Below are 22,298 nucleotides of genomic sequence, written 5' to 3'. Positions count from 1 at the left end.
ACGAGCCGCATTGCTCAGTCTCCAAGCGCCCCAAGTACGTCGCGCGTAAAGGCCGCGATATCAAATCGGGTTCCGACCATGTCCTCCCCGCGTCGGACGATCACGACATCACGGCTCGGCACAACGACGACATATTGCCCGCGATTGCCGCGCGCGGCGAAGGCGTCATCGGGAATTCCCTCAAACGCATTGCCTTCCGGGCGGCGGAAGGTCCACCAGCCCGCGCCATAGCCCCAATTGGTGCCTTCTGGCTGAGGACCGCTGGGGTCGGAGACATAATCCACCCAGCCTTCGGGCAGGATGCGTTCTCCTTCCCACACGCCGTCTTGGAGATAAAGCTGACCTAATCGCGCAAGGTCCTCTGCTGTGGTCCAGACCTGGCTCGACAGCACCGCACCGCCGCGCGAGTCGGTTTCGATATAGGTGTGCTCCATGCCGATCCGCCGGATCATCTCATCGACACCGTTGAATCCGATATACTCCTCGATCCCCTTGATCGCCATCAGCGTGTCGTTGTTCGAATAGCGATAGACCGTGCCCGGTTGATGAATCAGCGGCCAGTGCGTTGCGCGCTCATCAACCGTTGATCCGCCCCAATAGATTGGTTCGGTGCGATTGCCCGGCGTGTCGGAGTAACGCCCCGAGGCCATGCGCAAAGCGTGATCAATCGTGATCGTCCGACGCTGATCAGCAGCGCCGCCGCCACGCCAATAGTTAAGGTTCACCGGGTCCTGAACATCATGCACATCCGACAAAGCTGCCATGCCGACGAATGTCGCCGCGATGCTTTTGGCGACCGACCATGTGCGTTGCGGCGTGTTCCAAGCATATCCATTCGCATAGCGACTTTCGCGCACTGCACCGTTCTGAAGGACGACAATCGCAGTTGTACGCGCGCCTTCTCCATAGCCGTCGCCCTCTATGGCAGCGTTCATATGCCGAGTAAGACCACGGTTGTTCGCCTCAGCAATCGGCAGGCGACCTGTCTCTTCATTGCCAACATCACTACTTGCGCGAGGAATGCCTCTCTCAGGATCGCTGTAATCCTCTGGCGTACCAATGGGCATGATTGAGCAACCCGTGCTTGTCCCGAAATACATCGCGACGCGGTCAGGCATGTCGTCGTCCCATTCGACCTGAACATGGGCGATCTGGCCGGTGGGGCGACGCACGATTTCATAGGGAAGCTCGCGGATGAAGTCGTCATAGCGCGAGTTCACGCCGGTCAGCTCCCACTCATGGACGCTCTCTGGCGTGCGCGTAGTGCCATTGGCCTCCGCATTGGCAATCGCGCTGCACAGGAACAGCGCCTTGTAGCCAGCGGCAAGCGCCTGATTATAGCGTGCATCCAACCGCTCTTGCGCGGATTGGGCTGTGGCTGGGGTGGAGAAAGCGGCGATGGAGGCCGCAGCTGCGGCACTGAGGTATAGCTTGTTCATGGACGCAGAGCCTAGCCATGCGCGCCCAAAAGAAAAGGGCCAGCGGATCTCTCCGCCAGCCCCTCTTTGTCGTTGGTCGAAACGTCCAGCGCTTAGGCTTGCGCTTCGGCGTATTCGTCGACTTCAGCCATGTTCGGACCAGAGTCCTGACCTTTGGCGTCTTCGTCGCGATCCACGAACTCGATCACAGCGGTCATCGCGCTGTCGCTGGCGCGCGGGCCGGCCTTGATCACGCGGGTGTAGCCGCCGTCGCGGTCCTTGTAACGCTCTGCCAGAACTTCGAACAGCTTCTTCAGCTGGGTTTCGTCCTGCAGGCGCGTCATGGCGAGACGCCGGTTCGAAAGACCGCCGCGCTTGGCCAGAGTGACCAGCTTCTCGACATAGGGACGCAGTTCTTTCGCCTTGGCTTCGGTGGTGAAGATCTGCTCGTGCTTAATCAGAGCCGCCGACATGTTGCGGAAGAGAGCCTTGCGGTGGCCCGACTTGCGCGAAAGCTTACGTTGAGAAATTCCGTGACGCATAATTCCATCCTTTGTTTGCTGACCCTTCCGGGCGGGAAACCGGTTCCCACTTTCCCTGAAGGGATCAGCGGTTCGTTGAGGGGCCGTGTAAGGTACCCCAAAGCTGGCGGCGCTTGAGGTGCGCCGCCGAAACCTTGGTTAGCCCAGCAGCTCTTGTTCGAGCTTCTTGGCCATTTCTTCGATGTTCTCAGGCGGCCATCCGGGGATGTCCATGCCCAGACGCAGACCCATCGACGACAGCACTTCCTTGATCTCGTTCAGGGACTTGCGGCCAAAATTCGGGGTGCGCAGCATCTCGGCTTCGGTCTTCTGGACCAGATCGCCGATGTAGATGATGTTGTCGTTCTTGAGGCAGTTTGCGCTGCGGACCGACAGTTCCAGCTCGTCGACCTTCTTGAGGAGGTAACGGTTGAGCTGGTTCGCATCGTCTTCTTGCGGCGTTGCGGCCTGGCCGATCATCGCCGATTGCGGCTGCGGAATGCCATCTTCGAAGTGGACGAACAGCGTCAGCTGGTCCTGGAGGATGCGCGCGGCATAGGCCACGGCGTCTTCCGGGGTGACGGTGCCATCGGTCTCAACAGTCAACGAGAGCTTGTCGAAATCAAGCTCTTGACCAACACGGGCATTCTCAACCTTGTAGCTAACCTGGCGAACCGGGCTGTAGAGCGAGTCGACCGGGATCAGACCGATCGGCGCATCGGCCGGACGGTTCTGGACAGCAGGCGAATAGCCCTTGCCCACGTCAGCGGTCAGTTCCATGTTCAGCGTCGCGCCTTCGTCGAGATGACACAGGACAAGATCCTTGTTCATCACTTCGATGTCGCCGGTGACAGCAATGTCACCCGCTTTGACGGTGGCTGGACCGGTCATCGAAAGCTGCAGGCGCTTGGGCCCCTCGCCTTCCATCTTCAGCGCGATTTGCTTCACGTTGAGGACGATGTCGGTCACGTCTTCGCGGACGCCTGCCAGCGAAGAGAATTCGTGCAATACGTTCTCGATCTTGATCGAGGTGATGGCCGCGCCCTGAAGCGAGGACAGCAGCACACGGCGCAGCGCGTTACCAAGAGTCAGACCAAAGCCGCGTTCCAGCGGTTCTGCGACGAAGGTGGTCTTACGATTCTTGTCGCCGCCTTCCTTGATTTCGAGAGCGTTGGGTTTCTTAAGTTCCTGCCAGTTCTTCATATTGACGGACATGGATTTCCCCTTGTTCGCTTACGTAAGCGGTTCAGTTTCAAGGTCGGGATCGCGCGCTCGTCAGCCCTGCGACCCCGGTTGGAAGGTGGCGGCCCCGTTGGACTGCCACCGACCTAAACGGGATTAGACGCGGCGACGCTTTGAAGGACGCACGCCGTTATGCGGGATCGGCGTCACGTCACGGATGGACGTGATGTTGAAGCCCACAGCAGCGAGACCGCGCAGAGCGCTCTCACGACCAGAGCCCGGACCCTTCACTTCGACTTCCAGCGTGCGAACACCGTGTTCCGCCGCCTTCTTACCTGCATCGTCAGCAGCCACCTGAGCGGCATAAGGGGTCGATTTGCGCGATCCCTTAAAGCCCATCATGCCTGCGCTGGACCAGCTGATCGCATTGCCCTGAGCATCGGTGATGGTGATCATGGTGTTGTTGAAGCTGGCGTTGATATGCGCAACGCCGCTGGTGATGTTCTTCTTGTCACGGCGCCTGATCTTGGCGGGTTCGCGTGCCATTGTTCGTTTATCCTTATTCTATCGGGAGAAGGGAAAAGCTTCGTCGGGTTACCCCGCAAGCTTACTTCTTCTTCCCAGCGATCGGCTTGGCCTTACCCTTGCGGGTGCGGGCGTTGGTGTGCGTGCGCTGACCGCGAACGGGCAGCTGGTTGCGGTGACGCAGACCACGATACGAACGCAGGTCCATCAGACGCTTGATGTTCATCGCCGTATCACGACGCAGATCGCCTTCAACCGTATGGTCGGCGTCGATCGTTTCGCGGATGCGCAGGACTTCCTCATCGGTGAGGTCCTGAACGCGTGCGGTGTGCGGGATGCCAAGCTTGTCGGCGATTTGGACAGCCGTTGTGCGGCCAATTCCGTGAATATAGGTCAGCGCGATAATCACACGCTTGTTTGTGGGGATGTTTACCCCGGCAATACGAGCCACTTAATTCTCCATGCTCCACAGGGAACTCACGAAGCCAATGGCCCGCCTGCCCTATCTCAACGCTCAAAACACCAACACGCCTTCGTCACAGCCGGCCAGATTGGCCTGAAACGGCAAAAGCCCGGATGGCACAAAGCTGTATCAGCAGTGCCTGACCGGACTGATTCCCAATGACTCGAACGTGTCGAATGAGCCGCGCGCTTAGGGCACTGCGGAGCATCCGTCAACACCTCAGCCACGCATAAACGACCGAGCGACCAATATGGGCCACTAAGAAGGTGTTTCAAGAGCATGAATACACGCTGGCAAAGCGCCGGTCAAAGTCGCCGCGCCACCCGTCCACTCTTGACATACCCGAATCGTTTCAATATTCGTTGAACTATGGAAATGAAGACCGCCCTCGCCTGTTTTGGAGCGCTTTCTCAGGAAACGCGACTCGACACTGTCAAGCTGCTCGTCCGCGCTGGAGATGCCGGACTGCCTGCTGGTGCTATCGCATCTCAGCTTGGCATCAGCGCCAATCTGCTCTCCGCCCATCTGACCAAGTTGGACGCTGCGCAGCTGGTCTCGTCCGAGCGAGACGGTCGCTCCATCATCTACCGCGCCAATTACGACACGCTTCGCGCGCTGCTCGGCTTTCTGATGAAGGATTGCTGTTCGGGTGTGCCGGAGATCGTCGGCGAATTTGCCCTCCCTGAAGACAACCAAAGGAGTCCCCTGAAATGAAACGCCTGCACATCCATATCAGCGTCGATGCGATTGAGCCGTCGACGGCCTTCTACTCCGCCCTTTTTGGCGCAGAACCTGCTGTGGTCAAAGACGACTATGTGAAATGGGAGATCGACGACCCGCGCATCAACCTCGCCATCAGCGACCGCGAGGGGTTTGAGACCGGGATCAACCATGTCGGCATTCAGGCGGGTAGCGAAGCGGAACTTGAACACCTGCATGCGCGCCTCGATGCGGCGGAGATTGCCTCGGCTCCAGAGAAAGATGCGCATTGCTGCTATGCCAATGGCAACAAGCATTGGACCAAAGACCCCAGCAATGTGATCTGGGAGATGTTCCACACGCTGTCAGACGCGCCGACCTATGGCGATGATAGCGGCCCGGATATGTCCGAGCCTGCAGAGGCCGAACCCACAGGCGCCAAGCCCGCATTCTCGGGTCCGCCCAGCGTTGGCTTGTCATGCTGTTGAGAACGCGCCCGCGCCGACTTTGCACCGGCGGCGCTGCCTTGGTCAGCCCGGCCCGCTTAGATCGTCAAACGCCTCATCCACCGCCGAAGGACCGCTCGGCTCTTCCGCAGGCGCCTCAAGCACCGCTTCAGGGTCGATCACAATCGGCGCGTTGCTGTCCCTAGGGCTGTCCTCAGGAATGATGTCGTCATCCGACAGCTCATCCTCGGGCGCAGGTTCCGGCTCTGGCTGAGGCGGCGGTGCCGGTGCTGCCGGAGCGACGATCGTGCCGAGATTGTCAGCAAGCCGCGTCAGTTGCAGCGTCATCACGCCGTCCACCGCGTTTGAGATCACCGGGATCGGATAGCGCATCTGGCCGCCGACATTGTACTCCCACACGATCTTTGTGCCGGTCACGCCATCCTCATTCTCGACCTCGCTAAGCGCAATGGTGAGGATGCCGGTGACAGGCTCGCTCTGAAGCGGCCCTAACGCGCCGGTCATACGCAAAGCGACTTCAGGATAGGCCTGGATCACCCGCATGTGCTCAACGCTGCCTTCCAGCGTGAAGCGGTCGGGTTCGTTGACCTCCGGGATCTTCTCACAGAAGCAGCCGCCTGCCTGAGGCGTCAGCGTCAGATTGGCGGCATCGGCTGACCAAGTGTGCTCGCTCGACCACCAGCCTGCCGGGCTGATCAGCGCAAGCCAAGTTTCAGTCAGGCTCGCCTCGACGATGGCTTCATTGCGGGTGATGAAGTGGTTGTCGCCCGCCTGCACCACTTCAGCAGCGACAGGCGCAGCGGTGCTCGCGGCGAACACGGCAGCAGCACAAGTCAGTTGGAATTTACGCAAAGCAAGCCTCCCTAGTCCGCAGACAGGGTTAGAGAAGCTGGATGCGGGAGGGAAGAGCTATCAGCCCAGAATGGCGTCGATAGATCCGGCAACCGCATCGATATCGGCCATGCCGTCAACACGGGTCACAATGCCGCGTGCTTCATAGCCGGGAAGAATTGGCGCGGTCTTGGCGCGGTATTCTTCCATGCGGGTGCGCACGGTCTCTTCATTGTCGTCGGGGCGACGCTTGAATTCGGTGTGGCCGCAGACATCGCACACGCCTTCCTTGGCAGGAGGGTTTGCGGTGTCATGATAAAGGGCGCCGCAATTGGCGCAGGAGAAGCGGCCCGTGATACGTTCAACCAGAGCGTCGACATCGACTTCCAGCTCAATCACATGATCCAAAGTGCGTCCATGCTTGGCCAGCAAAGCGTCGAGTTGTTCACCCTGAGCCGCCGTGCGTGGATAGCCGTCGAAGATAGCGCCCTGCTCGGCGGGCATTGCGGCCAGATTCTCGTCGATCAGCGAAGAGACGATTTCGTCAGAAACCAGCTCACCGCGATCCATCACCGCTTTCGCTTCGAGGCCTACTGGCGTCCCTGCCTTGACCGCTGCGCGCAGCATGTCGCCGGTGGAAAGCTGCTTCATGCCGTGGCGCTCAACCAGGCCAGCGCTTTGCGTGCCCTTGCCTGCCCCCGGAGGTCCAAGAAGAATGATGTTCAAGAAACAGTCCCCTCAAATCGCGCCGGGTGCACCCCTTGGCGCGCTTTCTTATCTCTTAACGGCTGACAACGTCTGCGGGTTCTTACCCTCAGCGCATGCGGCCTTTCAACTTAGCCTTTTTGATGAGATCGCCATATTGGTGCGCCAATAGGTGCGACTGGACCTGGCTGATCGTATCAACGGTCACATTGACCACAATCAGCAAGCTGGTTCCGCCAAGGAACAGCGGAATGCCGGTCTGGGCGATCATGTACTCGGGCACCACGCAGACGACGGTCAGATAGATCGCGCCGACAACGGTGATGCGGGTGAGAACATATTCGAGATAGTCAGCGGTCCGCTTGCCTGGGCGGATGCCGGGGATGAAACCACCATTGCGCTTCAGATTGTCCGCGGTGTCCTCCGGATCGAAAACAACGGCGGTGTAGAAGAAGCAGAAGAAGATGATCCCGACCGCGTAGAGCAGCATGTAGATCGGCTGACCATGCTGAAGATATTGGTTCAGCGTCTGGATGATGCTGCCCGAAGTGCTGGACGTATCTATCGATTGGCCGGCAAACTGGGAGATCGTCAGCGGCAGCAGCAGCAGCGAGCTTGCGAAAATCGGTGGGATAACACCGGCGGTGTTGAGCTTCAGCGGCAGGTGCGAGCGGTCTGCCTGCATCATGCCTTGCTGGGTTGCGCGCTTGGGATACTGGATCAGCAAGCGGCGCTGCGCTCGCTCGACAAAGCTGATGATCAAGATCAGCACGGCAACCATAACGAGGAAGCTGATGATGATGGTCGGAGCGATTGAGCCGGTGCGGCCGCCTTCGAACATGTTCATCGCGAAGGTCGGGAATTGGGCAACAATGCCTGCCATGATGATCAGCGAAACGCCGTTACCGATCCCGCGTGAAGTAATTTGCTCACCCAGCCAAAGCAAGAACATAGTGCCGCCCACAAGGCTGATAACGGCGCCCACGCGGAAACCATAGCCGGGGTTCACCACGGCTTCGAGCCCCTGCGCGCTGGCGAGGGTCTCAAGGCCCGTAGCAAGGAACCACCCCTGGATCGCACACAGGAAGACTGTGCCGTAGCGGGTGTATTGATTGAGTTTTTGACGGCCCGTAGCGCCCTCTTTCTTGAGAGCGGCAAGTGTCGGGTGCAGCGCCGAGGCCATTTGCACCACGATGGATGCCGTGATGTATGGCATCACGCCCAGTGCGATCAGACTCATATTCGCCAGCGCGCCGCCGGTGAACATGTTGAACATGCCAAGGATACCGCCCTGTTGCGACTCAGCCAAAACATCAAGCGCGAGCGGATTGATGCCCGGCAGCGGCACAAAGCTGAGGAAACGGAAAACGATCAGCGCACCAATGGTGAACCAGATGCGTTGGCGCAGCTCAGTCGCCTGAGCAAAGTTGCCCAGGTTCAGATTGCTTGCGACATTATCGGCGCGTGAAGCCATTTTTCGGTATCGATCCTACAAGTTTTGGTCGGAGTTTCCCAACCACGCGAGCCTAAATAGGAAGAGCGGGGTCGAATGTCGAACCCCAAGGCTCACTTTTCATCATCCCGGGCCATCAGCACAGCGTCTGGCCGACGGCCCGGGAGATGATATTCGAACTTATTCGGCTGCTTCAGTCTTGGCCGGAGCGGTCACTTCGACGCTGCCGCCAGCTTTCTCAACAGCTGCAATCGCGCCCTTGGTGGCGCCGGTAACAACGAACTTGGCCTTGGCCTTGATTTCGCCCTTGCCCAGCAGACGGACACCGTCCTTGCCGCCGCGAACCAGACCGGTTGCGCGCAGGACTTCTTCGGTGATGTCCTTCTTGCCGTCGATCTTCTTGGCGTCGATCCACTTTTGGACCATGCCAATGTTCACCTCGGCATAGTCCTTGCCGAACGGATTGTTGAAGCCACGCTTTGGCAGGCGCATGTGAAGCGGCATCTGACCGCCTTCGAAGCCCTTGATCGCGACGCCGGAACGGCTCTTCTGGCCCTTCTGACCGCGCGCTGCGGTTTTGCCCTTGCCCGAACCGATACCACGGCCCTTGCGCATACGCCCCTTACGGGCGCCTTCATTGTCACGGATGTCTGAAAGTTTCATAATTGCACTCGCTTTCGCTTTTCTTCGCGCTGAAAGGTTGAGGCCCCGCGGTCACGCGAGGCCCCATTTTTTGGTTTAGTCCACGATCTCAACCAGATGCGGGATCTTGGCGACCGCGCCGCGAACTTCAGGAGTGTCCTTCCGCTCAACGACCTTGTGCATCTTGTTGAGGCCCAGGCCGATCAGGATCTGGCGCTGTTTCTCGGGACGACGGATCGGCGAACCGATCTGTTTGATCTTGATGGTAGCCATCTGATTTTACTCCGCGATTGCAGCAGCGTCGACTTCCGCCTCAGCTGCACTCGAACCGCCACGACCCAAGAGGTCGGCAACCTTCTTACCGCGACGCTGAGCAACCGACTTCGGCGAAGTCTGGTCCTGCAGCGCCTCGAAGGTGGCGCGGATCATGTTGTAAGGGTTCGACGTACCGACCGATTTGGTCACAACGTCAGCGACACCCAAGCTCTCGAACACTGCACGCATCGGACCACCGGCAATAATGCCAGTACCCGGAGGCGCGGTGCGAACGGTAACCTTGCCGGCACCAAAACGGCCATTGCCATCATGGTGCAGCGTGCGGCCTTCCTTGAGCGGAACGCGGATCATCTTCTTGCGAGCCGCAGCGGTAGCCTTGGTGATAGCCTCAGGCACTTCGCGCGCTTTACCGTGGCCAAAGCCAACGCGGCCCTGACCATCGCCAACCACGACGAGCGCAGCAAAGCCGAAGCGCTTACCACCCTTCACCGTCTTTGAGACGCGGTTGATGTGCACGAGCTTCTCGATGATGCCATCATCTTCTTCTTCGCGCTTGCCACGACGGTTGTCACGGCCACCGCGGCCACGGCCACGATCATTGCCGCCACGACCACCACGTCCACCACGACCGCGCTGTTCTTCCGCCTTGGGAGCTTCGGCCGGAGCCTCAGCAGGCGCAGCTTCTGCCGGAGCAGCTTCAGCAGCAGGTGCCGCTTCCGCAGGCGCTGCTTCAGGAGCAGCCGCTTCGGGTGCAGCGGTTTCGGTTGCGGCTTCTTCAGTTTTCTTTTCGTCAGCCATCATCAGAACTCCAGCCCGCCTTCACGAGCGGCATCGGCCAGCGCTTTCACGCGGCCATGGAACAGGAACCCGCCGCGATCAAACACGACAGTGGTCACACCAGCCTTCTTCGCAGCGGCGGCAATGTCCTTGCCAACCTGCGTTGCGGCATCAACGTTCGCGCCCGACTTCTTAGCGCCCAAAGTCGAAGCAGCAGCAACAGTCTTGCCAGCAGCATCGTCGATGATCTGCGCGTAGATGTGACGGCCAGTGCGGTGCACCGACAGACGTGGACGATCACCACCACGAGCACGCAAAGCGGTGCGAACACGGCGGCGGCGACGTTCAAAGAGAGAAAGTTTTGCCATCTTACTTCTTCTTCCCTTCCTTGCGGAAGATATACTCGCCGCGATACTTGATGCCCTTGCCCTTGTACGGCTCAGGCTTGCGCCATTCGCGGATCTCGGCGGCAAACTGACCAACGGCCTGCTTGTCGATGCCAGAGATCTCGACCGTGGTCTGATCGGGCGTTTTGACTTCGATGCCTTCCGGCACGTCGAGCATCACATCGTGGCTGAAACCAAGCTCAAGCTTCAGTTTCTTGCCCTGTGCGTTGGCACGATAGCCGACACCGGTGATCTCAAGCGTCTTGGAAAAGCCTTCGGTCACACCTTCAACCAGGTTGGCAACCAGCGTGCGCTGCATGCCCCAATAGGAGCGCGCCTGCTTCGTGTCGTTAGCCGGATTGACTTGGATCTCGTCACCTTCGACCTTGTAGTCGATCAGATCAGACAGACCCAGCGTGAGAGTGCCCTTGGGGCCTTTCACAGTCAGCGTGCCGTTGTCGATGCTGGCCGTAACCCCACCAGGGATTGCGACCGCCTTTTTACCAATGCGGCTCATCAGAAGACCTCCGCAAGAACTTCGCCGCCGACCTTGCTTGCGCGAGCTTCAGCGTCCGAAAGGACACCGCGCGGGGTCGAGACGATGGTGATACCAAGACCGTTGCGTACAACCGGAAGCTCCTGGCTTCCCGAATAGACGCGGCGGCCCGGCTTGGAGACGCGCGCGACGTGCTTGATCGCCGGCTCGCCTTCGAAATATTTCAGTTCAATCCGCAGCGCAGGGTGCTTGCCGGTCTCGTCTTCTGAATAGCCACGGATGTAGCCTTCACGCTGAAGCACTTCGAGAACGTTCGCACGCAGCTTGGACGCGGGCGACAGGACAGAGTCCTTCTTCGCGCGCTGGCCGTTGCGGATGCGGGTGAGCATATCACCCAGTGGATCGGTCATAGCCATCTGTTAATTCCTCACCAGCTCGACTTGGTCAGACCCGGGATCATACCCCGGTTGCCGAGATTCCGCAGTTCGATACGGTTGATGCCGAACTTGCGATAATAGCCGCGTGGGCGGCCGGTGGTGGCGCAGCGATTGCGAACACGGGTGGGATTCGCATTGCGCGGAATCTCAGCCATCTTCAGGCGCGCAATCAGACGTTCGCTTTCATCAAGCGATTCATCATTAGCGATAGCCTTCAGCTTTTCGTACTTCGCTGCGTACTTCTGGACGAGCTTCTTACGACGCTCGTTTTTGTTGATCGAACTCAGTTTCGCCATTGGACTTAAGCTCTCTTCCTATTGAATTTCAGTCATGGAAACGGGCTTACGCCGCTTCCTTCTGATCGCCTGCCTCGCCCTGGAAGGGGAAGCCGAACAGACGCAGCAGCTCGCGAGCTTCTTCGTCGGTCTTGGCGGTCGTGGTGATGATGATGTCCATACCCCGAACCTTGTCGATCTTGTCGTACGAGATTTCAGGGAAGATGATCTGTTCCTTGATGCCCATGGCGTAATTGCCACGGCCATCAAACGACTTGGCATTCAGACCACGAAAGTCGCGAATACGCGGCATCGCAATCGTCACCAGACGGTCGAGAAATTCATACATACGGTCACGGCGCAAGTTCACCTTGCAACCGATAGGCATGCCGTCGCGCAGCTTGAACTGAGCAATCGACTTCTTCGCGCGGGTGATGACAGGCTTCTGACCAGCGATCAGAGCCATCTCTTCAGCGGCAATCGCGACCTTCTTCTTGTCCTGGCTCGCTTCGCCCACGCCCATGTTGAGCGTGATCTTTTCAAGCTTCGGGACCTGAAGACGGTTCGTGTAGCCGAATTTCTCAGTCATGGCCTTGACGATGGCGTCATCGTACTTGGCCTTCATGCGAGGCGTATAATCAGCCATCGATGGCCTCCCCACTCTTCACAGCAACGCGCACCTTCTTACCGTCCTTCTCTTCGAAGCGGACGCGGGTGGGCTTGCCATCCTTGGGATCAGCAATTGCAACCTTGGAGATAGGCATCGGAGCCGGCGTGCGGTCGATACCACCCTGCGGGTTTTGCTGGGTCGGTTTGCGGTGACGGGTTGCGACGTTCACGCCTTCAACCACGATCTTGCCTTCCTTCGGCATGACTTTCGACACGGTGCCGGTGCGGCCCTTGTCCTTGCCAGCCAGAACGACGACTTCGTCACCCTTCTTGATCTTTGCAGCACCCATGATCAGAGCACCTCCGGAGCGAGCGAAATGATTTTCATGAAGCCGCGACCGCGCAGTTCACGCACCACCGGGCCAAAGATACGAGTGCCGATTGGCTCTTCGCTCTTATTGACCAGGACAGCGGCGTTGCTGTCGAAGCGGATCACGCTGCCATCGGGACGACGAACGTCCTTCTTGGTGCGAACGATGACGGCACGGTGGACGTCACCCTTCTTCACCTTAGCGCGCGGCTGGGCCTCTTTCACAGAGACCACGATCACGTCGCCAACGGAGGCAAACCGGCGCTTAGAGCCACCCAGCACTTTGATGCACTGGACGCGCTTTGCGCCGCTATTGTCCGCGACGTCGAGATTGGATTGCATCTGGATCATGGATCCGTTTCCTTCTCTTGGCTTGCTGGGACACCCGATACCAACCGGGGCTCAGCAGTTCCGTCTTGGTTGCCCCTCCAACTAGCGAGGGGCGCGTCAGATTACTCGCCGCCCGGAGTGGCTTCCGCCACATCAAGGTCAGCTTCGATCGCCTGCACTCCGCCGGCCACGACGCGGTCCTTGACGGCCCAGGTCTTGGTCTTGGAGATCGGCTTTGTCTCTTCGATCCGAACGATGTCACCCATGGTGAATTCGTTCTTCTCATCATGCGCGTGATACTTCTTCGAGCGACGGATGATCTTCCCATAAAGGGGGTGCTTCACCTTACGCTCGACCAGAACGGTCACGGTTTTGTCGGTTTTGTCAGAGGTGACAGTCCCGATCAGAATACGTTTCGGCATTGTCTACTCCTTACGCCTTAGCTGCTGCTGCAGCAGAGCGCTCGTTCTGCAGCGTTTTGATCTGCGCGATTGTGCGGCGCACTTCCTTGATCCGATGGGTCTTTTCCATCTGATTGGTCGCAGCCTGAAAACGCAGATTGTACTGCTCGCGCTTAAGCTCTGTAAGTTCAGCAGAAAGCTGATCATCGGTCTTCGCGCGGAGATCTTCGGTGGAAGCCATTACTTGTCACCTCCCAGGTGCGAGGTGTCGCCAAAGCGGGCAACGACCTTGGTCTTGATCGGCAGCTTCATTGCAGCGCGTTCGAAAGCGAGCGCAGCCACTGGGCCCGGCACGCCGTCGAGTTCAAACATGATGCGGCCCGGCTTTACGCGGGCGGCCCAATATTCGACCGAGCCCTTGCCCTTACCCTGACGAACTTCAGCAGGCTTCTTCGAAACCGGCACGTCAGGGAAGACGCGGATCCACAGACGACCTTGACGCTTCATCGCGCGGGTGATGGCCCGGCGAGCAGCTTCGATCTGACGTGCGGTGATCCGCTCAGGCTCAAGCGCTTTGAGACCATAGGCGCCAAAGTTCAGCGTGGTGCCGCCCTTGGCATCGCCCTTGATCTTGCCCTTAAAGGCCTTGCGATACTTGGTTTTCTTCGGTTGCAGCATGGTTCTTTCCTAAATCCTGCAATCAGCGAGCGGGACGCACGCCGGAAGTCTGAGCTTCCATCATAAGGCGGTCCTGCGCAGTCGGATCGTGAGCGAGAATCTCGCCCTTGAAGATCCAGACCTTGATGCCGATGATGCCGTAAGCGGTCAGCGCTTCGGTTTCAGCGTAATCAATGTTGGCACGCAGAGTGTGGAGCGGCACGCGACCTTCGCGGTACCATTCAACACGGGCGATTTCAGCGCCGCCAAGACGGCCACCGCAAACGATCTTGATGCCTTCAGCACCCAGACGCAGAGCCGACTGAACCGCACGCTTCATAGCGCGGCGGAAGGCGACACGGCGGACGAGCTGGTCAGCCACGCCCTGAGCGACGAGCTTCGCGTCGATTTCCGGCTTGCGGATTTCAACGATGTTCAGCTTCACTTCGCTGGTGGTCATGGTCGACAGCTTGGCGCGCAGCTTTTCAATGTCTGCACCCTTCTTGCCGATGATGACACCGGGGCGAGCAGCATAGATCGAAACGCGGCACAGCTTTGCCGGACGCTCAATAACCACCTTGGAGATCGCCGCCTGCGGCAGGTTCTTCAAGATGTACTTACGCATCTCAATGTCTTCCTTAAGAAGACCGGCATAGTCGCGCCCTTCGGCGTACCAGCGGCTGTCCCAAGTGCGGTTGATCTGAAGACGCAGACCGATCGGATTACTCTTCTGGCCCATGCTCTATGCCTCTTCCTGTTCGCGAACGACGATGCGCAGCTTGCTGAACGGCTTCAGGATGCGGGTCGACTTACCACGACCGCGCGTGTGGAAACGCTTCATCGTGAAGGCCTTGCCCACTGAAGCCTCGGCAACGACCAGAGCGTCGACGTCGAGATCGTGGTTGTTTTCCGCATTGGCGATCGCGGATGCGAGCACCTTGCTGGCGTCAACCGCCATCGCCTTCTTCGAGAAAGCGAGGATGTTCATGGCCTCTTCGGCCTTCTTGCCGCGAATGAGCTGCGCAACGAGGTTGAGCTTTTGAGCCGAGCCGCGAATTTGCGTGCCGACTGCCAGCGCCTCATTATCCGCAACGCGGCGGGGAGACTTTGCCTTACCCATTATCGCTTGCCCTTCTTGTCAGCCGCGTGACCGGGGAAGTTGCGCGTCGGCGCAAATTCACCAAGCTTGTGACCAACCATTTCTTCCGAAACCGAAACGGGAATGAATTTCTGTCCGTTGTAGACGTTGAAAGTCAGCCCGACGAATTGCGGGAGGATGGTGGAGCGACGTGACCAAGTCTTGATCGGCTTGGTGTTGCTTGCTTCCTGTGCGTCCTCTGCCTTCTTCAGCAGGCTGAGTTCGACAAACGGACCTTTCCAGACGGAACGTGCCATCGTGTCTTACCTCTTCTTCTTCGCGTGACGCGAACGGATGATCATCTTGTCCGTCTGCTTGTTCTTGCGGGTGCGAGCACCCTTGGTCGGCTTGCCCCACGGGGTAACCGGGTGACGGCCACCGCTCGTGCGGCCTTCACCACCACCGTGCGGGTGATCGACCGGGTTCTTTGCAACACCACGCGTCAGCGGGCGACGGCCCTTCCAACGAGTGCGACCGGCCTTGCCGAAGTTCTGGTTCTGGTTGTCAGGGTTCGAAACCGCGCCAACCGTGCCCATGCAATCGGCCCGCAGGTAACGCTGCTCGCCCGAGTTCAAACGCACGATGACCATGCCGCGGTCACGACCGACGAGCTGGACATAGGCGCCTGCGCTGCGAGCGATCTGACCGCCCTTGCCAGGCTTCATCTCGACATTGTGACAGATTGTGCCAACCGGCATCTGACCCAGAAGCATGGCGTTGCCCGGCTTCGTGTCGGTCTTCTCGCCAGCGACCACCGTGTCGCCAACAGCGAGACGCTGCGGGCAGATGATGTAGGCCAGCTCGCCATCTTCGTACTTCAGCAGTGCGATGAAAGCGGTGCGATTAGGGTCGTATTCGATCCGCTCGACGGTCGCGGGGACATCCCACTTGCGACGCTTGAAGTCGATGAAGCGATACTTCTGCTTGTGACCACCAGCAATGCCGCGCGAGGTCACGTGACCCTTGTTGTTGCGGCCACCGGTCTTGCGCTTGCCTTCCGTGAGCGACTTGACCGGACCACCTTTGTGGAGACCGGACTTGTCGACCAGGATCAGGCCACGGCGAGCCGGGCTTGTCGGTTTGTAATTCTTGAGTGCCATGATCTAGATCCGCCTCAAAGGTTAAGAGTGTAGTCGATCATGCCCTCACCTTCGGCAAGGCGAACAATCGCCTTCTTGAAGTCGGTGCGCTTGTAGGGCTTGCCCCGCCAGCGCTTCGTCTTGCCTTTGGTGAGAGTGGTGTTCACCGATACGACCTTTGTGTCGTAAATGGCTTCCACCGCTTCCTTGATCTGCGGTTTGGTCGCGTCCAGCGCCACCTTGAACACAATCGCATTCGATTCCGACGCCATGGTCGATTTCTCAGTGATGTGCGGAGCGAGGATCACGTCGTAGTGCCGCGTATCAATTTCTTTAGCCTTAGCCATTGAAGCGCGCCTCCAGCTTAGCGACCGCATCCTTAGTCAGGACCAGCGTGTCGTGGTTGAGGATGTCGTAGACATTGGCACCCGCAGCCGGGAGGACGTTGACGCCCTTCAGGTTGCCTGCGGCTTGCTTGAAACCAGCGTCAACGGCTTCACCGTCGATCACCAGCACCTTGCCTGCGAAACCATGCTTGTCGAAGTGGCCTTTGAGGACCTGCGTCTTGGCATCCTTAAGCTCAAGCTTGTCGACAACGACCAGACCGTCCTTGGCCTTGGTGCTGAGCGCCATCTTGAGGCCGAGAGCACGGATCTTCTTGTTGAGCGACTGGTTGAAGTCACGCTTGCGAGCACCGTGGGCTTTACCACCACCGATGAAGATCGGAGCGCCACGGTCGCCGTGACGTGCGCCACCTGAACCTTTTTGCGCGCCAAACTTCTTGCCGGTGCGGGCCACGTCCGAACGCTCACGCGTTGGGCGAGCAGTGCCGCGGCGGTTCTCGAGCTGCCAAGTGACAACACGGTGCAGGATGTCTGCGCGCGGGGTCACACCGAACACGTCATCCGACAGTTCGATATCGCCCGAGGCCTTCCCGTCGATTTTTTGGACCTTCACCTTCATGGCTTAGTCTTCCTTCTTCTCTTCCGCAGCCGGGGCATCAGCCTCGGGTGCAGGAGTGTCAGCTGCGGGAGCCTCTGCGACTGCTTCGACAGCTGCGGTCTCTTCAACCAGAGCTTCTGCGGCAGGCTCTTCCGTCACGGGTGCGCTCGTATCGACAACAGCGCCGGGGAACGGCAGATCGTCGGGAGCGGAAACCTTCACGGCGTCGCGAACAAGCAGCCAGCCATTCTTCGAACCAGGGACCGAACCCTTGATGAAGAGCAGGCCACGATCAGCGTCGGTGCGAACCACTTCGAGGTTCTGCTGGGTGCGTTGACGGTCGCCCATGTGGCCGGCCATCTTCTTGCCCTTGAACACGCGGCCCGGATCCTGCCGGTTACCCGTCGAACCGTGCGAACGGTGAGAGATCGAGACACCGTGGGTAGCCCGAAGACCACCGAAGCCCCAACGCTTCATAGCACCAGCAAAGCCCTTACCCTGGGTGTGGCCGGTGATGTCGACCTTTTGCCCAGCAAGGAAGTGGTCAGCGCTAATCAGCGCGCCCACCGGCACAAGGCCGTCTTCGCTTTCAACACGGAATTCCGCGACGCGCTTTTTGAGGCCGACACCGGCCTTACCAAAATGCTCGCGCTGCGGCTTTGCAACGTTCTTCTGTTTCGCTTCACCCGCGCCCAGCTGAACGGCGAAATAGCCGTCAGTGTCTGCGGTGCGGTGTGAGACAACCTGGCAATCTTCCAGAGCGAGAACGGTAACAGGCACGTGCCGTCCGTCCTCTTGGAAGAGGCGGGTCATCCCAACCTTCTTTGCGATCACGCCAGTGCGCATCGTCTTTACTCCTTACAGAGGCACCCAAAGGACCATCCCAAAGGTGCGTGCCAACCCAAATTTTTTCTGAGCCCCGTCCGGGCTGATGCCGCCCCACTCCATTTGGAGTGGTTTGGCGAGACGGAGGACTCAGCCCGGTAACAACCGGCGGTATCCATATGTCTTGCGGGTCTTTCGACCAGCGGAGCCATGGAGCTCCAAATTCTCAGAGCGGTTTAACGTCCTGCCTGAAGGACGGTGAGATCAGTGGCTTAGGCCAGTTTGATCTCTACGTTAACGCCAGCAGCAAGATCGAGCTTCATCAGCGCGTCAACCGTCTGAGCGTTGGGCTGCACGATGTCGAGCAGCCGCTTGTAGGTGCGCACCTCGAACTGCTCGCGCGACTTCTTGTCGATGTGCGGGCCGCGGTTCACGGTGAACTTCTCGATACGCGTCGGCATGGGAATGGGACCACGGATAAGAGCACCCGTACGACGCGCCGTGTCTGCGATTTCGCCAGTCGCCTGGTCGAGAACGCGGTGGTCAAATGCCTTGAGGCGAATACGGATATTCTGTGCTTCCATTACCTATACCAATGCGAAAGAGCCAAAGAGAGGTTGCCCTCTCTCAAAAACAAAAGGCCGGCCCCGTCTCAGTTCCCATCAACGGGCGGCCCTATCAAATTTCGTTACAACGGAAACGAATCTCCGCTGCGGTTGGCGCGCCTATATCGGGACTGTTGGATTCTGGCAACCCATTTGTCCCGCTAAATTCGCGTCAACAGGCGAGGCGCAGACCCGATGCGATTGACCGGAATCCTCCTCACATAAATTGGGGGCCGGAACACTCTCGCATTCCGGCCCCCGAATTTCACGTTGCTCTTGCGAGCAGCGGCTTACTTGGTGATCTTAGCAACCACGCCTGAGCCGACGGTGCGGCCGCCTTCGCGAATTGCGAAGCGCAGGCCTTCATCCATAGCGATCGGTGCGATCAGCTTGACGCCGATAGTCACGTTGTCGCCAGGCATAACCATCTCAGTGCCTTCAGGAAGGATCACTTCGCCGGTCACGTCGGTGGTGCGGAAGTAGAACTGCGGACGGTAGTTGGCGAAGAACGGCGTGTGACGGCCGCCTTCGTCCTTCGACAGCACGTAGACTTCTGCGCTGAACTCGGTGTGCGGCGTAACCGAACCCGGCTTAGCGAGAACCTGACCACGCTCAACTTCTTCACGGCCAACGCCGCGGATCAGAGCACCGATGTTGTCGCCAGCTTCACCCGAGTCGAGCAGCTTGCGGAACATTTCAACGCCGGTCACGGTCGTCTTGGTGGTGTCCTTGATGCCAACGATTTCAACTTCGTCGCCAACGTTCACAACACCGGTTTCAACACGGCCGGTGACAACCGTACCACGACCCGAGATCGAGAACACGTCTTCGATCGGCATCAGGAAGTCCTTGTCGACCGGACGGTCGGGCTGCGGGATGTAAGTGTCCACAGCTTCCATCAGTTCCTTGATCGAGTTTTCACCGATTTCAGGATCGCGGCCTTCGAGAGCGGCCAGAGCCGAACCCTTGACGATTGGAATATCGTCACCGTCAAAGCCATACTCGCTGAGGAGTTCACGAACTTCCAGTTCAACCAGTTCGAGGATTTCTTCGTCGTCGACCTGGTCAACCTTGTTCATGTACACAACAAGCTGCGGCACGCCGACCTGACGCGCGAGCAGGATGTGCTCACGGGTCTGCGGCATGGGGCCGTCAGCAGCGTTCACAACCAGGATAGCGCCGTCCATCTGAGCAGCACCGGTGATCATGTTCTTGACGTAGTCAGCGTGACCCGGGCAGTCGACGTGTGCGTAGTGACGCGCGTCAGTTTCGTATTCAACGTGGGCGGTCGAGATGGTGATCCCGCGCTCACGCTCTTCTGGAGCCTTGTCGATGTTGCCGAAGTCAACAGCAGCACCCTGGACCTTGGTGATAGCCGCGGTCAGCGTGGTCTTGCCGTGGTCAACGTGACCGATGGTGCCGACGTTAACGTGCGGCTTATTACGCTCAAACTTTTCCTTCGCCATTTCTCAATAACCTTCTTTTTGAATTTACTTCTAGCGGGAGAAAAGGCGGGCCCGCTGAATCAGGCGCCGCCCCTAGCCTTGCTTGCGCTATTACGCAAGCTTCTCCTTGATCTCCTGAGCCACGTTTGACGGAACTTCGTCATAGTGACTGAACTGCATCGTGTATTGCGCGCGCCCTTGGGTGAACGAACGCAGCTCGTTGACGTAGCCGAACATGTTGGCCAGCGGCACGAAAGCGTCGACAGCCATCGCGTTACCGCGCGTGTCTTGACCTTGCACCTGACCACGACGTGAGTTGAGGTCGCCAATGACGTCGCCGAGATATTCCTCAGGCGTCACAACTTCAACCTTCATCACCGGCTCGAGCAGCTTAATCCCAGACTTCGACGCCGCTTCGCGCATAGCGCCACGACCCGTGATCTCGAATGCCACCGTGCTGGAGTCAACATCGTGGTACTTGCCGTCGATCAGGCGGATCGTGAAGTCGATGATCGGGAAGCCGACCAGGTGACCACTCTCAGCCTGCTCGCGCATGCCCTTTTCAACCGACGGGATATATTCGCGCGGAATGTTGCCGCCCTTGATCTCGTCTTCGAAGATGATGCCCTGGCCGCGTTCACCCGGGGTGACGACAACCTTGGCTTCACCAAACTGACCCGAACCACCCGATTGCTTCTTGTGCGTGTAGGTGATTTCGACTTCGCGACCGAGCGATTCACGATACGCCACCTGCGGCGCACCGACATTTGCTTCGACCTTGAACTCGCGCTTCATGCGATCAACCAAAATGTCGAGGTGAAGTTCACCCATGCCCTTGATGATCGTCTGACCGCTTTCGTGGTCGGTGCTGACCCGGAACGAGGGATCCTCAGCTGCAAGACGGTTGAGCGCAACGCCCATCTTCTCTTGGTCAGCTTTGGTCTTCGGCTCCACCGAAAGCTCGATCACGGGATCGGGGAATTCCATCCGCTCAAGAATGATTGGATTGCCCGGATCACACAAAGTGTCACCGGTCGTGGTTTCCTTCAGACCCGCAATCGCGACGATGTCGCCAGCAAACGCCTCATCAATGTCCTCACGCTCGTTCGAGTGCATGAGCAGCATACGACCGATCTTTTCCTTCTTCTCCTTGACCGAGTTCATCACGGTGCCCTTGGAGAGCTGCCCCGAATAGATACGGGTGAAGGTGAGCGAGCCGACAAACGGATCGTTCATGATCTTGAACGCGAGCGCTGAGAACGGCGCATCATCCGAAGACGGACGCTCCGCTTCGGTTTCTTCTGCGCCAGGGACGATGCCCTTAATCGCATCAACGTCGAGCGGTGACGGCATGTAGTCGATCACAGCGTCGAGCAGGGGCTGAACGCCTTTGTTCTTAAACGCCGAGCCGCACAGAACCGGAACAAAGCTCTGGTTCAGCGTACCTTTGCGGATCAGCGCCTTGAGCGTCTGTGCGCTGGGCTCTTCACCTTCGAGGTAGGCTTCCATCACGTCATCGTCTTGCTCAACTGCAAGCTCGATCAGCTTCTCGCGATACTCTGCCGCTTCATCAGCCATGTCGTCGGGGATCGGGCCGAAGGAATACTCCGCACCCAGATCTTCGTTCTTCCACGTGATAGCGCGGTTGTTGACGAGGTCGACGAGGCCCGAGAGGCTCGATTCAATCCCGATCGGCAGATAGAGCACAGCCGGCGTCGCACCCAGACGGTCGATGATCGACTGGACGCAGTACTTGAAGTCAGCTCCGGTGCGGTCGAGTTTGTTGATGAAACACATCCGTGGGACATTGTACTTGTCGGCCTGGCGCCACACGGTTTCGGACTGAGGCTCAACCCCTGCCACACCGTCAAAACACGCGACCGCGCCGTCGAGGACGCGAAGCGAGCGTTCGACTTCAATCGTGAAATCGACGTGGCCCGGCGTGTCGATGATGTTGATCCGGTGCTTCGGCGTATTCGCGCGCAGCTCCTTGGGATCGCCCATCGGGTCCATGTCGGGATCTTCCGGGTTCCAGAAGCACGTCGTCGCAGCCGACGTGATCGTGATCCCGCGCTCCTGCTCTTGCTCCATCCAGTCCATCGTCGCAGCGCCATCATGCACTTCGCCGATCTTGTAGGACTTGCCGGTGTAATAGAGGATACGCTCGGTAGTCGTGGTCTTACCGGCATCGATGTGCGCCATGATGCCGATGTTACGATAACGCTCCAGCGGATAATCGCGGGCCATATCTAATTCCTTGGGTTTGGAAGGGCGAGAGAGGGTTCGCGCCCCATATAGTTACGTTTGTGACGACAGGAAGACACCGCCCCCTGCCCGTCCACAA

At 58.8% G+C, this 22,298-nt stretch carries 33 protein-coding genes; 2 read left to right on the top strand and 31 right to left on the bottom strand.

Translation table 11 applies throughout. The features are described 5' to 3' along the window. Positions 1–14: 14 nt before the first annotated feature. The 5 genes from AC0V6X_RS04040 to rpsM form a co-directional block, all read right to left on the bottom strand. Positions 15–1,439, bottom strand: coding sequence for a serine hydrolase domain-containing protein (locus AC0V6X_RS04040; protein WP_486183306.1), 1,425 nt, complete (start codon positions 1,437–1,439; stop codon positions 15–17). Positions 1,440–1,531: 92 nt separating this feature from the next. Beyond that, positions 1,532–1,960, bottom strand: a complete 429-nt coding sequence (gene rplQ, locus AC0V6X_RS04035; protein ID WP_486183305.1) for a 50S ribosomal protein L17 — start codon at positions 1,958–1,960, stop codon at positions 1,532–1,534. A gap of 138 nt (positions 1,961–2,098) precedes the next feature. After that, the gene (locus tag AC0V6X_RS04030) at positions 2,099–3,154 is read right to left on the bottom strand and encodes a DNA-directed RNA polymerase subunit alpha (protein ID WP_486183304.1); all 1,056 of its coding nucleotides are present in this window, start codon (positions 3,152–3,154) and stop codon (positions 2,099–2,101) included. 123 nt (positions 3,155–3,277) lie between these two features. Beyond that, positions 3,278–3,667 carry a 30S ribosomal protein S11 gene (gene rpsK / locus AC0V6X_RS04025; RefSeq protein WP_067598921.1) on the bottom strand — a complete coding sequence of 130 codons (390 nt, stop codon included), beginning with the start codon at positions 3,665–3,667 and terminating at the stop codon, positions 3,278–3,280. Positions 3,668–3,728: 61 nt separating this feature from the next. Then, positions 3,729–4,097: a 30S ribosomal protein S13 gene (gene rpsM, locus AC0V6X_RS04020; protein ID WP_486183303.1), complete on the bottom strand. Its 369-nt coding sequence runs from the start codon at positions 4,095–4,097 to the stop codon at positions 3,729–3,731. Positions 4,098–4,484: 387 nt separating this feature from the next. On the opposite strand from rpsM, the gene AC0V6X_RS04015 reads away from it, so the two are divergent. Together AC0V6X_RS04015 and AC0V6X_RS04010 are read left to right on the top strand one after the other, a co-directional pair. After that, positions 4,485–4,823, top strand: coding sequence for an ArsR/SmtB family transcription factor (locus tag AC0V6X_RS04015; protein ID WP_486183302.1), 339 nt, complete (start codon positions 4,485–4,487; stop codon positions 4,821–4,823). After that, positions 4,820–5,296, top strand: coding sequence for an ArsI/CadI family heavy metal resistance metalloenzyme (locus tag AC0V6X_RS04010; protein ID WP_486183301.1), 477 nt, complete (start codon positions 4,820–4,822; stop codon positions 5,294–5,296). Before AC0V6X_RS04015 ends, AC0V6X_RS04010 begins: the two co-directional genes overlap by 4 nt. A gap of 42 nt (positions 5,297–5,338) precedes the next feature. On the opposite strand, the gene AC0V6X_RS04005 is transcribed toward AC0V6X_RS04010, so the two are convergent. From AC0V6X_RS04005 to fusA, 26 genes are all read right to left on the bottom strand, one after another. Beyond that, entirely contained in the window at positions 5,339–6,127 is a 789-nt protein-coding gene (locus AC0V6X_RS04005; protein ID WP_486183300.1) for an SRPBCC family protein, read from the bottom strand. Positions 6,128–6,187: 60 nt separating this feature from the next. Beyond that, positions 6,188–6,832, bottom strand: a complete 645-nt coding sequence (locus AC0V6X_RS04000) for an adenylate kinase (RefSeq protein WP_486183299.1) — start codon at positions 6,830–6,832, stop codon at positions 6,188–6,190. Positions 6,833–6,920: 88 nt separating this feature from the next. Then, positions 6,921–8,285 (bottom strand): preprotein translocase subunit SecY, encoded by a 1,365-nt coding sequence (gene secY, locus AC0V6X_RS03995; RefSeq protein WP_486183298.1) that lies wholly within the window; start codon positions 8,283–8,285, stop codon positions 6,921–6,923. A 159-nt stretch (positions 8,286–8,444) separates the two neighbouring features. After that, entirely contained in the window at positions 8,445–8,927 is a 483-nt protein-coding gene (rplO, locus tag AC0V6X_RS03990; RefSeq protein ID WP_486183297.1) for a 50S ribosomal protein L15, read from the bottom strand. A gap of 75 nt (positions 8,928–9,002) precedes the next feature. Then, positions 9,003–9,179 (bottom strand): 50S ribosomal protein L30, encoded by a 177-nt coding sequence (gene rpmD / locus AC0V6X_RS03985; RefSeq protein ID WP_486183296.1) that lies wholly within the window; start codon positions 9,177–9,179, stop codon positions 9,003–9,005. Between the two features lie 6 nt (positions 9,180–9,185). Further along, positions 9,186–9,983, bottom strand: a complete 798-nt coding sequence (rpsE, locus tag AC0V6X_RS03980) for a 30S ribosomal protein S5 (protein ID WP_486183295.1) — start codon at positions 9,981–9,983, stop codon at positions 9,186–9,188. After that, complete coding sequence (rplR, locus tag AC0V6X_RS03975) at positions 9,983–10,327, bottom strand: 50S ribosomal protein L18 (protein ID WP_486183294.1); 345 nt, start codon at positions 10,325–10,327, stop codon at positions 9,983–9,985. The genes rpsE and rplR overlap by 1 nt, the downstream gene beginning before the upstream one ends. 1 nt (position 10,328) lies before the next feature. After that, on the bottom strand, positions 10,329–10,862 hold the full coding sequence (gene rplF / locus AC0V6X_RS03970; RefSeq protein WP_486183293.1) for a 50S ribosomal protein L6: 534 nt from the start codon (positions 10,860–10,862) through the stop codon (positions 10,329–10,331). After that, positions 10,862–11,257 carry a 30S ribosomal protein S8 gene (gene rpsH / locus AC0V6X_RS03965; RefSeq protein ID WP_486183292.1) on the bottom strand — a complete coding sequence of 132 codons (396 nt, stop codon included), beginning with the start codon at positions 11,255–11,257 and terminating at the stop codon, positions 10,862–10,864. Before rpsH ends, rplF begins: the two co-directional genes overlap by 1 nt. Before the next feature lie 11 nt (positions 11,258–11,268). Continuing rightward, positions 11,269–11,574, bottom strand: coding sequence for a 30S ribosomal protein S14 (gene rpsN / locus AC0V6X_RS03960; protein ID WP_486183291.1), 306 nt, complete (start codon positions 11,572–11,574; stop codon positions 11,269–11,271). Positions 11,575–11,620: 46 nt separating this feature from the next. After that, positions 11,621–12,199: a 50S ribosomal protein L5 gene (rplE, locus tag AC0V6X_RS03955; protein WP_486183290.1), complete on the bottom strand. Its 579-nt coding sequence runs from the start codon at positions 12,197–12,199 to the stop codon at positions 11,621–11,623. Next, positions 12,192–12,512: a 50S ribosomal protein L24 gene (gene rplX / locus AC0V6X_RS03950; protein ID WP_486183289.1), complete on the bottom strand. Its 321-nt coding sequence runs from the start codon at positions 12,510–12,512 to the stop codon at positions 12,192–12,194. The genes rplE and rplX overlap by 8 nt, the downstream gene beginning before the upstream one ends. A gap of 2 nt (positions 12,513–12,514) precedes the next feature. Beyond that, on the bottom strand, positions 12,515–12,883 hold the full coding sequence (rplN, locus tag AC0V6X_RS03945; RefSeq protein WP_010411138.1) for a 50S ribosomal protein L14: 369 nt from the start codon (positions 12,881–12,883) through the stop codon (positions 12,515–12,517). A 101-nt stretch (positions 12,884–12,984) separates the two neighbouring features. Then, on the bottom strand, positions 12,985–13,284 hold the full coding sequence (gene rpsQ / locus AC0V6X_RS03940) for a 30S ribosomal protein S17 (protein ID WP_486183288.1): 300 nt from the start codon (positions 13,282–13,284) through the stop codon (positions 12,985–12,987). A gap of 10 nt (positions 13,285–13,294) precedes the next feature. Beyond that, on the bottom strand, positions 13,295–13,504 hold the full coding sequence (gene rpmC, locus AC0V6X_RS03935) for a 50S ribosomal protein L29 (RefSeq protein ID WP_486183287.1): 210 nt from the start codon (positions 13,502–13,504) through the stop codon (positions 13,295–13,297). Beyond that, positions 13,504–13,941 (bottom strand): 50S ribosomal protein L16, encoded by a 438-nt coding sequence (gene rplP / locus AC0V6X_RS03930; protein WP_486183286.1) that lies wholly within the window; start codon positions 13,939–13,941, stop codon positions 13,504–13,506. Before rplP ends, rpmC begins: the two co-directional genes overlap by 1 nt. 22 nt (positions 13,942–13,963) lie before the next feature. Then, positions 13,964–14,659, bottom strand: a complete 696-nt coding sequence (rpsC, locus tag AC0V6X_RS03925) for a 30S ribosomal protein S3 (protein ID WP_486183285.1) — start codon at positions 14,657–14,659, stop codon at positions 13,964–13,966. 3 nt (positions 14,660–14,662) lie between these two features. Continuing rightward, positions 14,663–15,040 (bottom strand): 50S ribosomal protein L22, encoded by a 378-nt coding sequence (gene rplV, locus AC0V6X_RS03920; RefSeq protein ID WP_486183284.1) that lies wholly within the window; start codon positions 15,038–15,040, stop codon positions 14,663–14,665. After that, on the bottom strand, positions 15,040–15,315 hold the full coding sequence (gene rpsS / locus AC0V6X_RS03915) for a 30S ribosomal protein S19 (RefSeq protein WP_486183283.1): 276 nt from the start codon (positions 15,313–15,315) through the stop codon (positions 15,040–15,042). The genes rplV and rpsS overlap by 1 nt, the downstream gene beginning before the upstream one ends. A 6-nt stretch (positions 15,316–15,321) precedes the next feature. Then, a complete protein-coding gene (gene rplB / locus AC0V6X_RS03910; protein ID WP_067598528.1) occupies positions 15,322–16,158 on the bottom strand; it encodes a 50S ribosomal protein L2 in 837 nt (278 codons plus the stop codon). Positions 16,159–16,172: 14 nt separating this feature from the next. Next, positions 16,173–16,484, bottom strand: a complete 312-nt coding sequence (locus tag AC0V6X_RS03905; protein ID WP_486183282.1) for a 50S ribosomal protein L23 — start codon at positions 16,482–16,484, stop codon at positions 16,173–16,175. Beyond that, a complete protein-coding gene (rplD, locus tag AC0V6X_RS03900; protein WP_486183281.1) occupies positions 16,477–17,100 on the bottom strand; it encodes a 50S ribosomal protein L4 in 624 nt (207 codons plus the stop codon). The genes AC0V6X_RS03905 and rplD overlap by 8 nt, the downstream gene beginning before the upstream one ends. Before the next feature lie 3 nt (positions 17,101–17,103). Next, positions 17,104–17,925, bottom strand: a complete 822-nt coding sequence (gene rplC, locus AC0V6X_RS03895) for a 50S ribosomal protein L3 (protein WP_486183280.1) — start codon at positions 17,923–17,925, stop codon at positions 17,104–17,106. 251 nt (positions 17,926–18,176) lie between these two features. Continuing rightward, the gene (gene rpsJ, locus AC0V6X_RS03890; protein WP_006831877.1) at positions 18,177–18,488 is read right to left on the bottom strand and encodes a 30S ribosomal protein S10; all 312 of its coding nucleotides are present in this window, start codon (positions 18,486–18,488) and stop codon (positions 18,177–18,179) included. A gap of 311 nt (positions 18,489–18,799) precedes the next feature. After that, positions 18,800–19,975, bottom strand: coding sequence for an elongation factor Tu (tuf, locus tag AC0V6X_RS03885; RefSeq protein WP_486183279.1), 1,176 nt, complete (start codon positions 19,973–19,975; stop codon positions 18,800–18,802). Positions 19,976–20,065: 90 nt separating this feature from the next. Beyond that, on the bottom strand, positions 20,066–22,201 hold the full coding sequence (fusA, locus tag AC0V6X_RS03880; RefSeq protein WP_486183278.1) for an elongation factor G: 2,136 nt from the start codon (positions 22,199–22,201) through the stop codon (positions 20,066–20,068). Positions 22,202–22,298 lie beyond the last annotated feature (97 nt).

This window comes from Erythrobacter sp. S267 (genome assembly GCF_057365045.1).
This window is presented reverse-complemented; position numbering and strand designations above follow the sequence as displayed.

Bases quoted from the DNA above. Each gene is read 5' to 3' on its own strand.
- rplC (WP_486183280.1), bottom strand. From the start codon at position 17,925: ATGCGCACTGGCGTGATCGCAAAGAAGGTTGGGATGACCCGCCTCTTC.
- rpsK (WP_067598921.1), bottom strand. From the start codon at position 3,667: ATGGCACGCGAACCCGCCAAGATCAGGCGCCGTGACAAGAAGAACATC.
- rplO (WP_486183297.1), bottom strand. From the start codon at position 8,927: ATGAAACTTTCAGACATCCGTGACAATGAAGGCGCCCGTAAGGGGCGT.
- AC0V6X_RS04010 (WP_486183301.1), top strand. From the start codon at position 4,820: ATGAAACGCCTGCACATCCATATCAGCGTCGATGCGATTGAGCCGTCG.
- rplD (WP_486183281.1), bottom strand. From the start codon at position 17,100: ATGAAGGTGAAGGTCCAAAAAATCGACGGGAAGGCCTCGGGCGATATC.
- rpsC (WP_486183285.1), bottom strand. From the start codon at position 14,659: ATGGGCCAGAAGAGTAATCCGATCGGTCTGCGTCTTCAGATCAACCGC.
- rplF (WP_486183293.1), bottom strand. From the start codon at position 10,862: ATGAGCCGCATTGGTAAAAAGGCGGTCGCAATCCCTGGTGGGGTTACG.
- rplE (WP_486183290.1), bottom strand. From the start codon at position 12,199: ATGGCTGATTATACGCCTCGCATGAAGGCCAAGTACGATGACGCCATC.
- rplN (WP_010411138.1), bottom strand. From the start codon at position 12,883: ATGATCCAGATGCAATCCAATCTCGACGTCGCGGACAATAGCGGCGCA.
- rpsE (WP_486183295.1), bottom strand. From the start codon at position 9,983: ATGATGGCTGACGAAAAGAAAACTGAAGAAGCCGCAACCGAAACCGCT.
- tuf (WP_486183279.1), bottom strand. From the start codon at position 19,975: ATGGCGAAGGAAAAGTTTGAGCGTAATAAGCCGCACGTTAACGTCGGC.
- rplV (WP_486183284.1), bottom strand. From the start codon at position 15,040: ATGGGTAAGGCAAAGTCTCCCCGCCGCGTTGCGGATAATGAGGCGCTG.
- AC0V6X_RS04030 (WP_486183304.1), bottom strand. From the start codon at position 3,154: ATGTCCGTCAATATGAAGAACTGGCAGGAACTTAAGAAACCCAACGCT.
- rpsS (WP_486183283.1), bottom strand. From the start codon at position 15,315: ATGGCACGTTCCGTCTGGAAAGGTCCGTTTGTCGAACTCAGCCTGCTG.
- AC0V6X_RS04015 (WP_486183302.1), top strand. From the start codon at position 4,485: ATGAAGACCGCCCTCGCCTGTTTTGGAGCGCTTTCTCAGGAAACGCGA.
- rplX (WP_486183289.1), bottom strand. From the start codon at position 12,512: ATGGGTGCTGCAAAGATCAAGAAGGGTGACGAAGTCGTCGTTCTGGCT.
- secY (WP_486183298.1), bottom strand. From the start codon at position 8,285: ATGGCTTCACGCGCCGATAATGTCGCAAGCAATCTGAACCTGGGCAAC.
- rplR (WP_486183294.1), bottom strand. From the start codon at position 10,327: ATGGCAAAACTTTCTCTCTTTGAACGTCGCCGCCGCCGTGTTCGCACC.
- AC0V6X_RS04040 (WP_486183306.1), bottom strand. From the start codon at position 1,439: ATGAACAAGCTATACCTCAGTGCCGCAGCTGCGGCCTCCATCGCCGCT.
- rpmC (WP_486183287.1), bottom strand. From the start codon at position 13,504: ATGGCTTCCACCGAAGATCTCCGCGCGAAGACCGATGATCAGCTTTCT.
- fusA (WP_486183278.1), bottom strand. From the start codon at position 22,201: ATGGCCCGCGATTATCCGCTGGAGCGTTATCGTAACATCGGCATCATG.
- rplP (WP_486183286.1), bottom strand. From the start codon at position 13,941: ATGCTGCAACCGAAGAAAACCAAGTATCGCAAGGCCTTTAAGGGCAAG.
- rpsJ (WP_006831877.1), bottom strand. From the start codon at position 18,488: ATGGAAGCACAGAATATCCGTATTCGCCTCAAGGCATTTGACCACCGC.
- rpmD (WP_486183296.1), bottom strand. From the start codon at position 9,179: ATGGCTACCATCAAGATCAAACAGATCGGTTCGCCGATCCGTCGTCCC.
- rplB (WP_067598528.1), bottom strand. From the start codon at position 16,158: ATGGCACTCAAGAATTACAAACCGACAAGCCCGGCTCGCCGTGGCCTG.
- AC0V6X_RS03905 (WP_486183282.1), bottom strand. From the start codon at position 16,484: ATGGCTAAGGCTAAAGAAATTGATACGCGGCACTACGACGTGATCCTC.
- rplQ (WP_486183305.1), bottom strand. From the start codon at position 1,960: ATGCGTCACGGAATTTCTCAACGTAAGCTTTCGCGCAAGTCGGGCCAC.
- rpsH (WP_486183292.1), bottom strand. From the start codon at position 11,257: ATGGCTATGACCGATCCACTGGGTGATATGCTCACCCGCATCCGCAAC.
- rpsN (WP_486183291.1), bottom strand. From the start codon at position 11,574: ATGGCGAAACTGAGTTCGATCAACAAAAACGAGCGTCGTAAGAAGCTC.
- rpsQ (WP_486183288.1), bottom strand. From the start codon at position 13,284: ATGCCGAAACGTATTCTGATCGGGACTGTCACCTCTGACAAAACCGAC.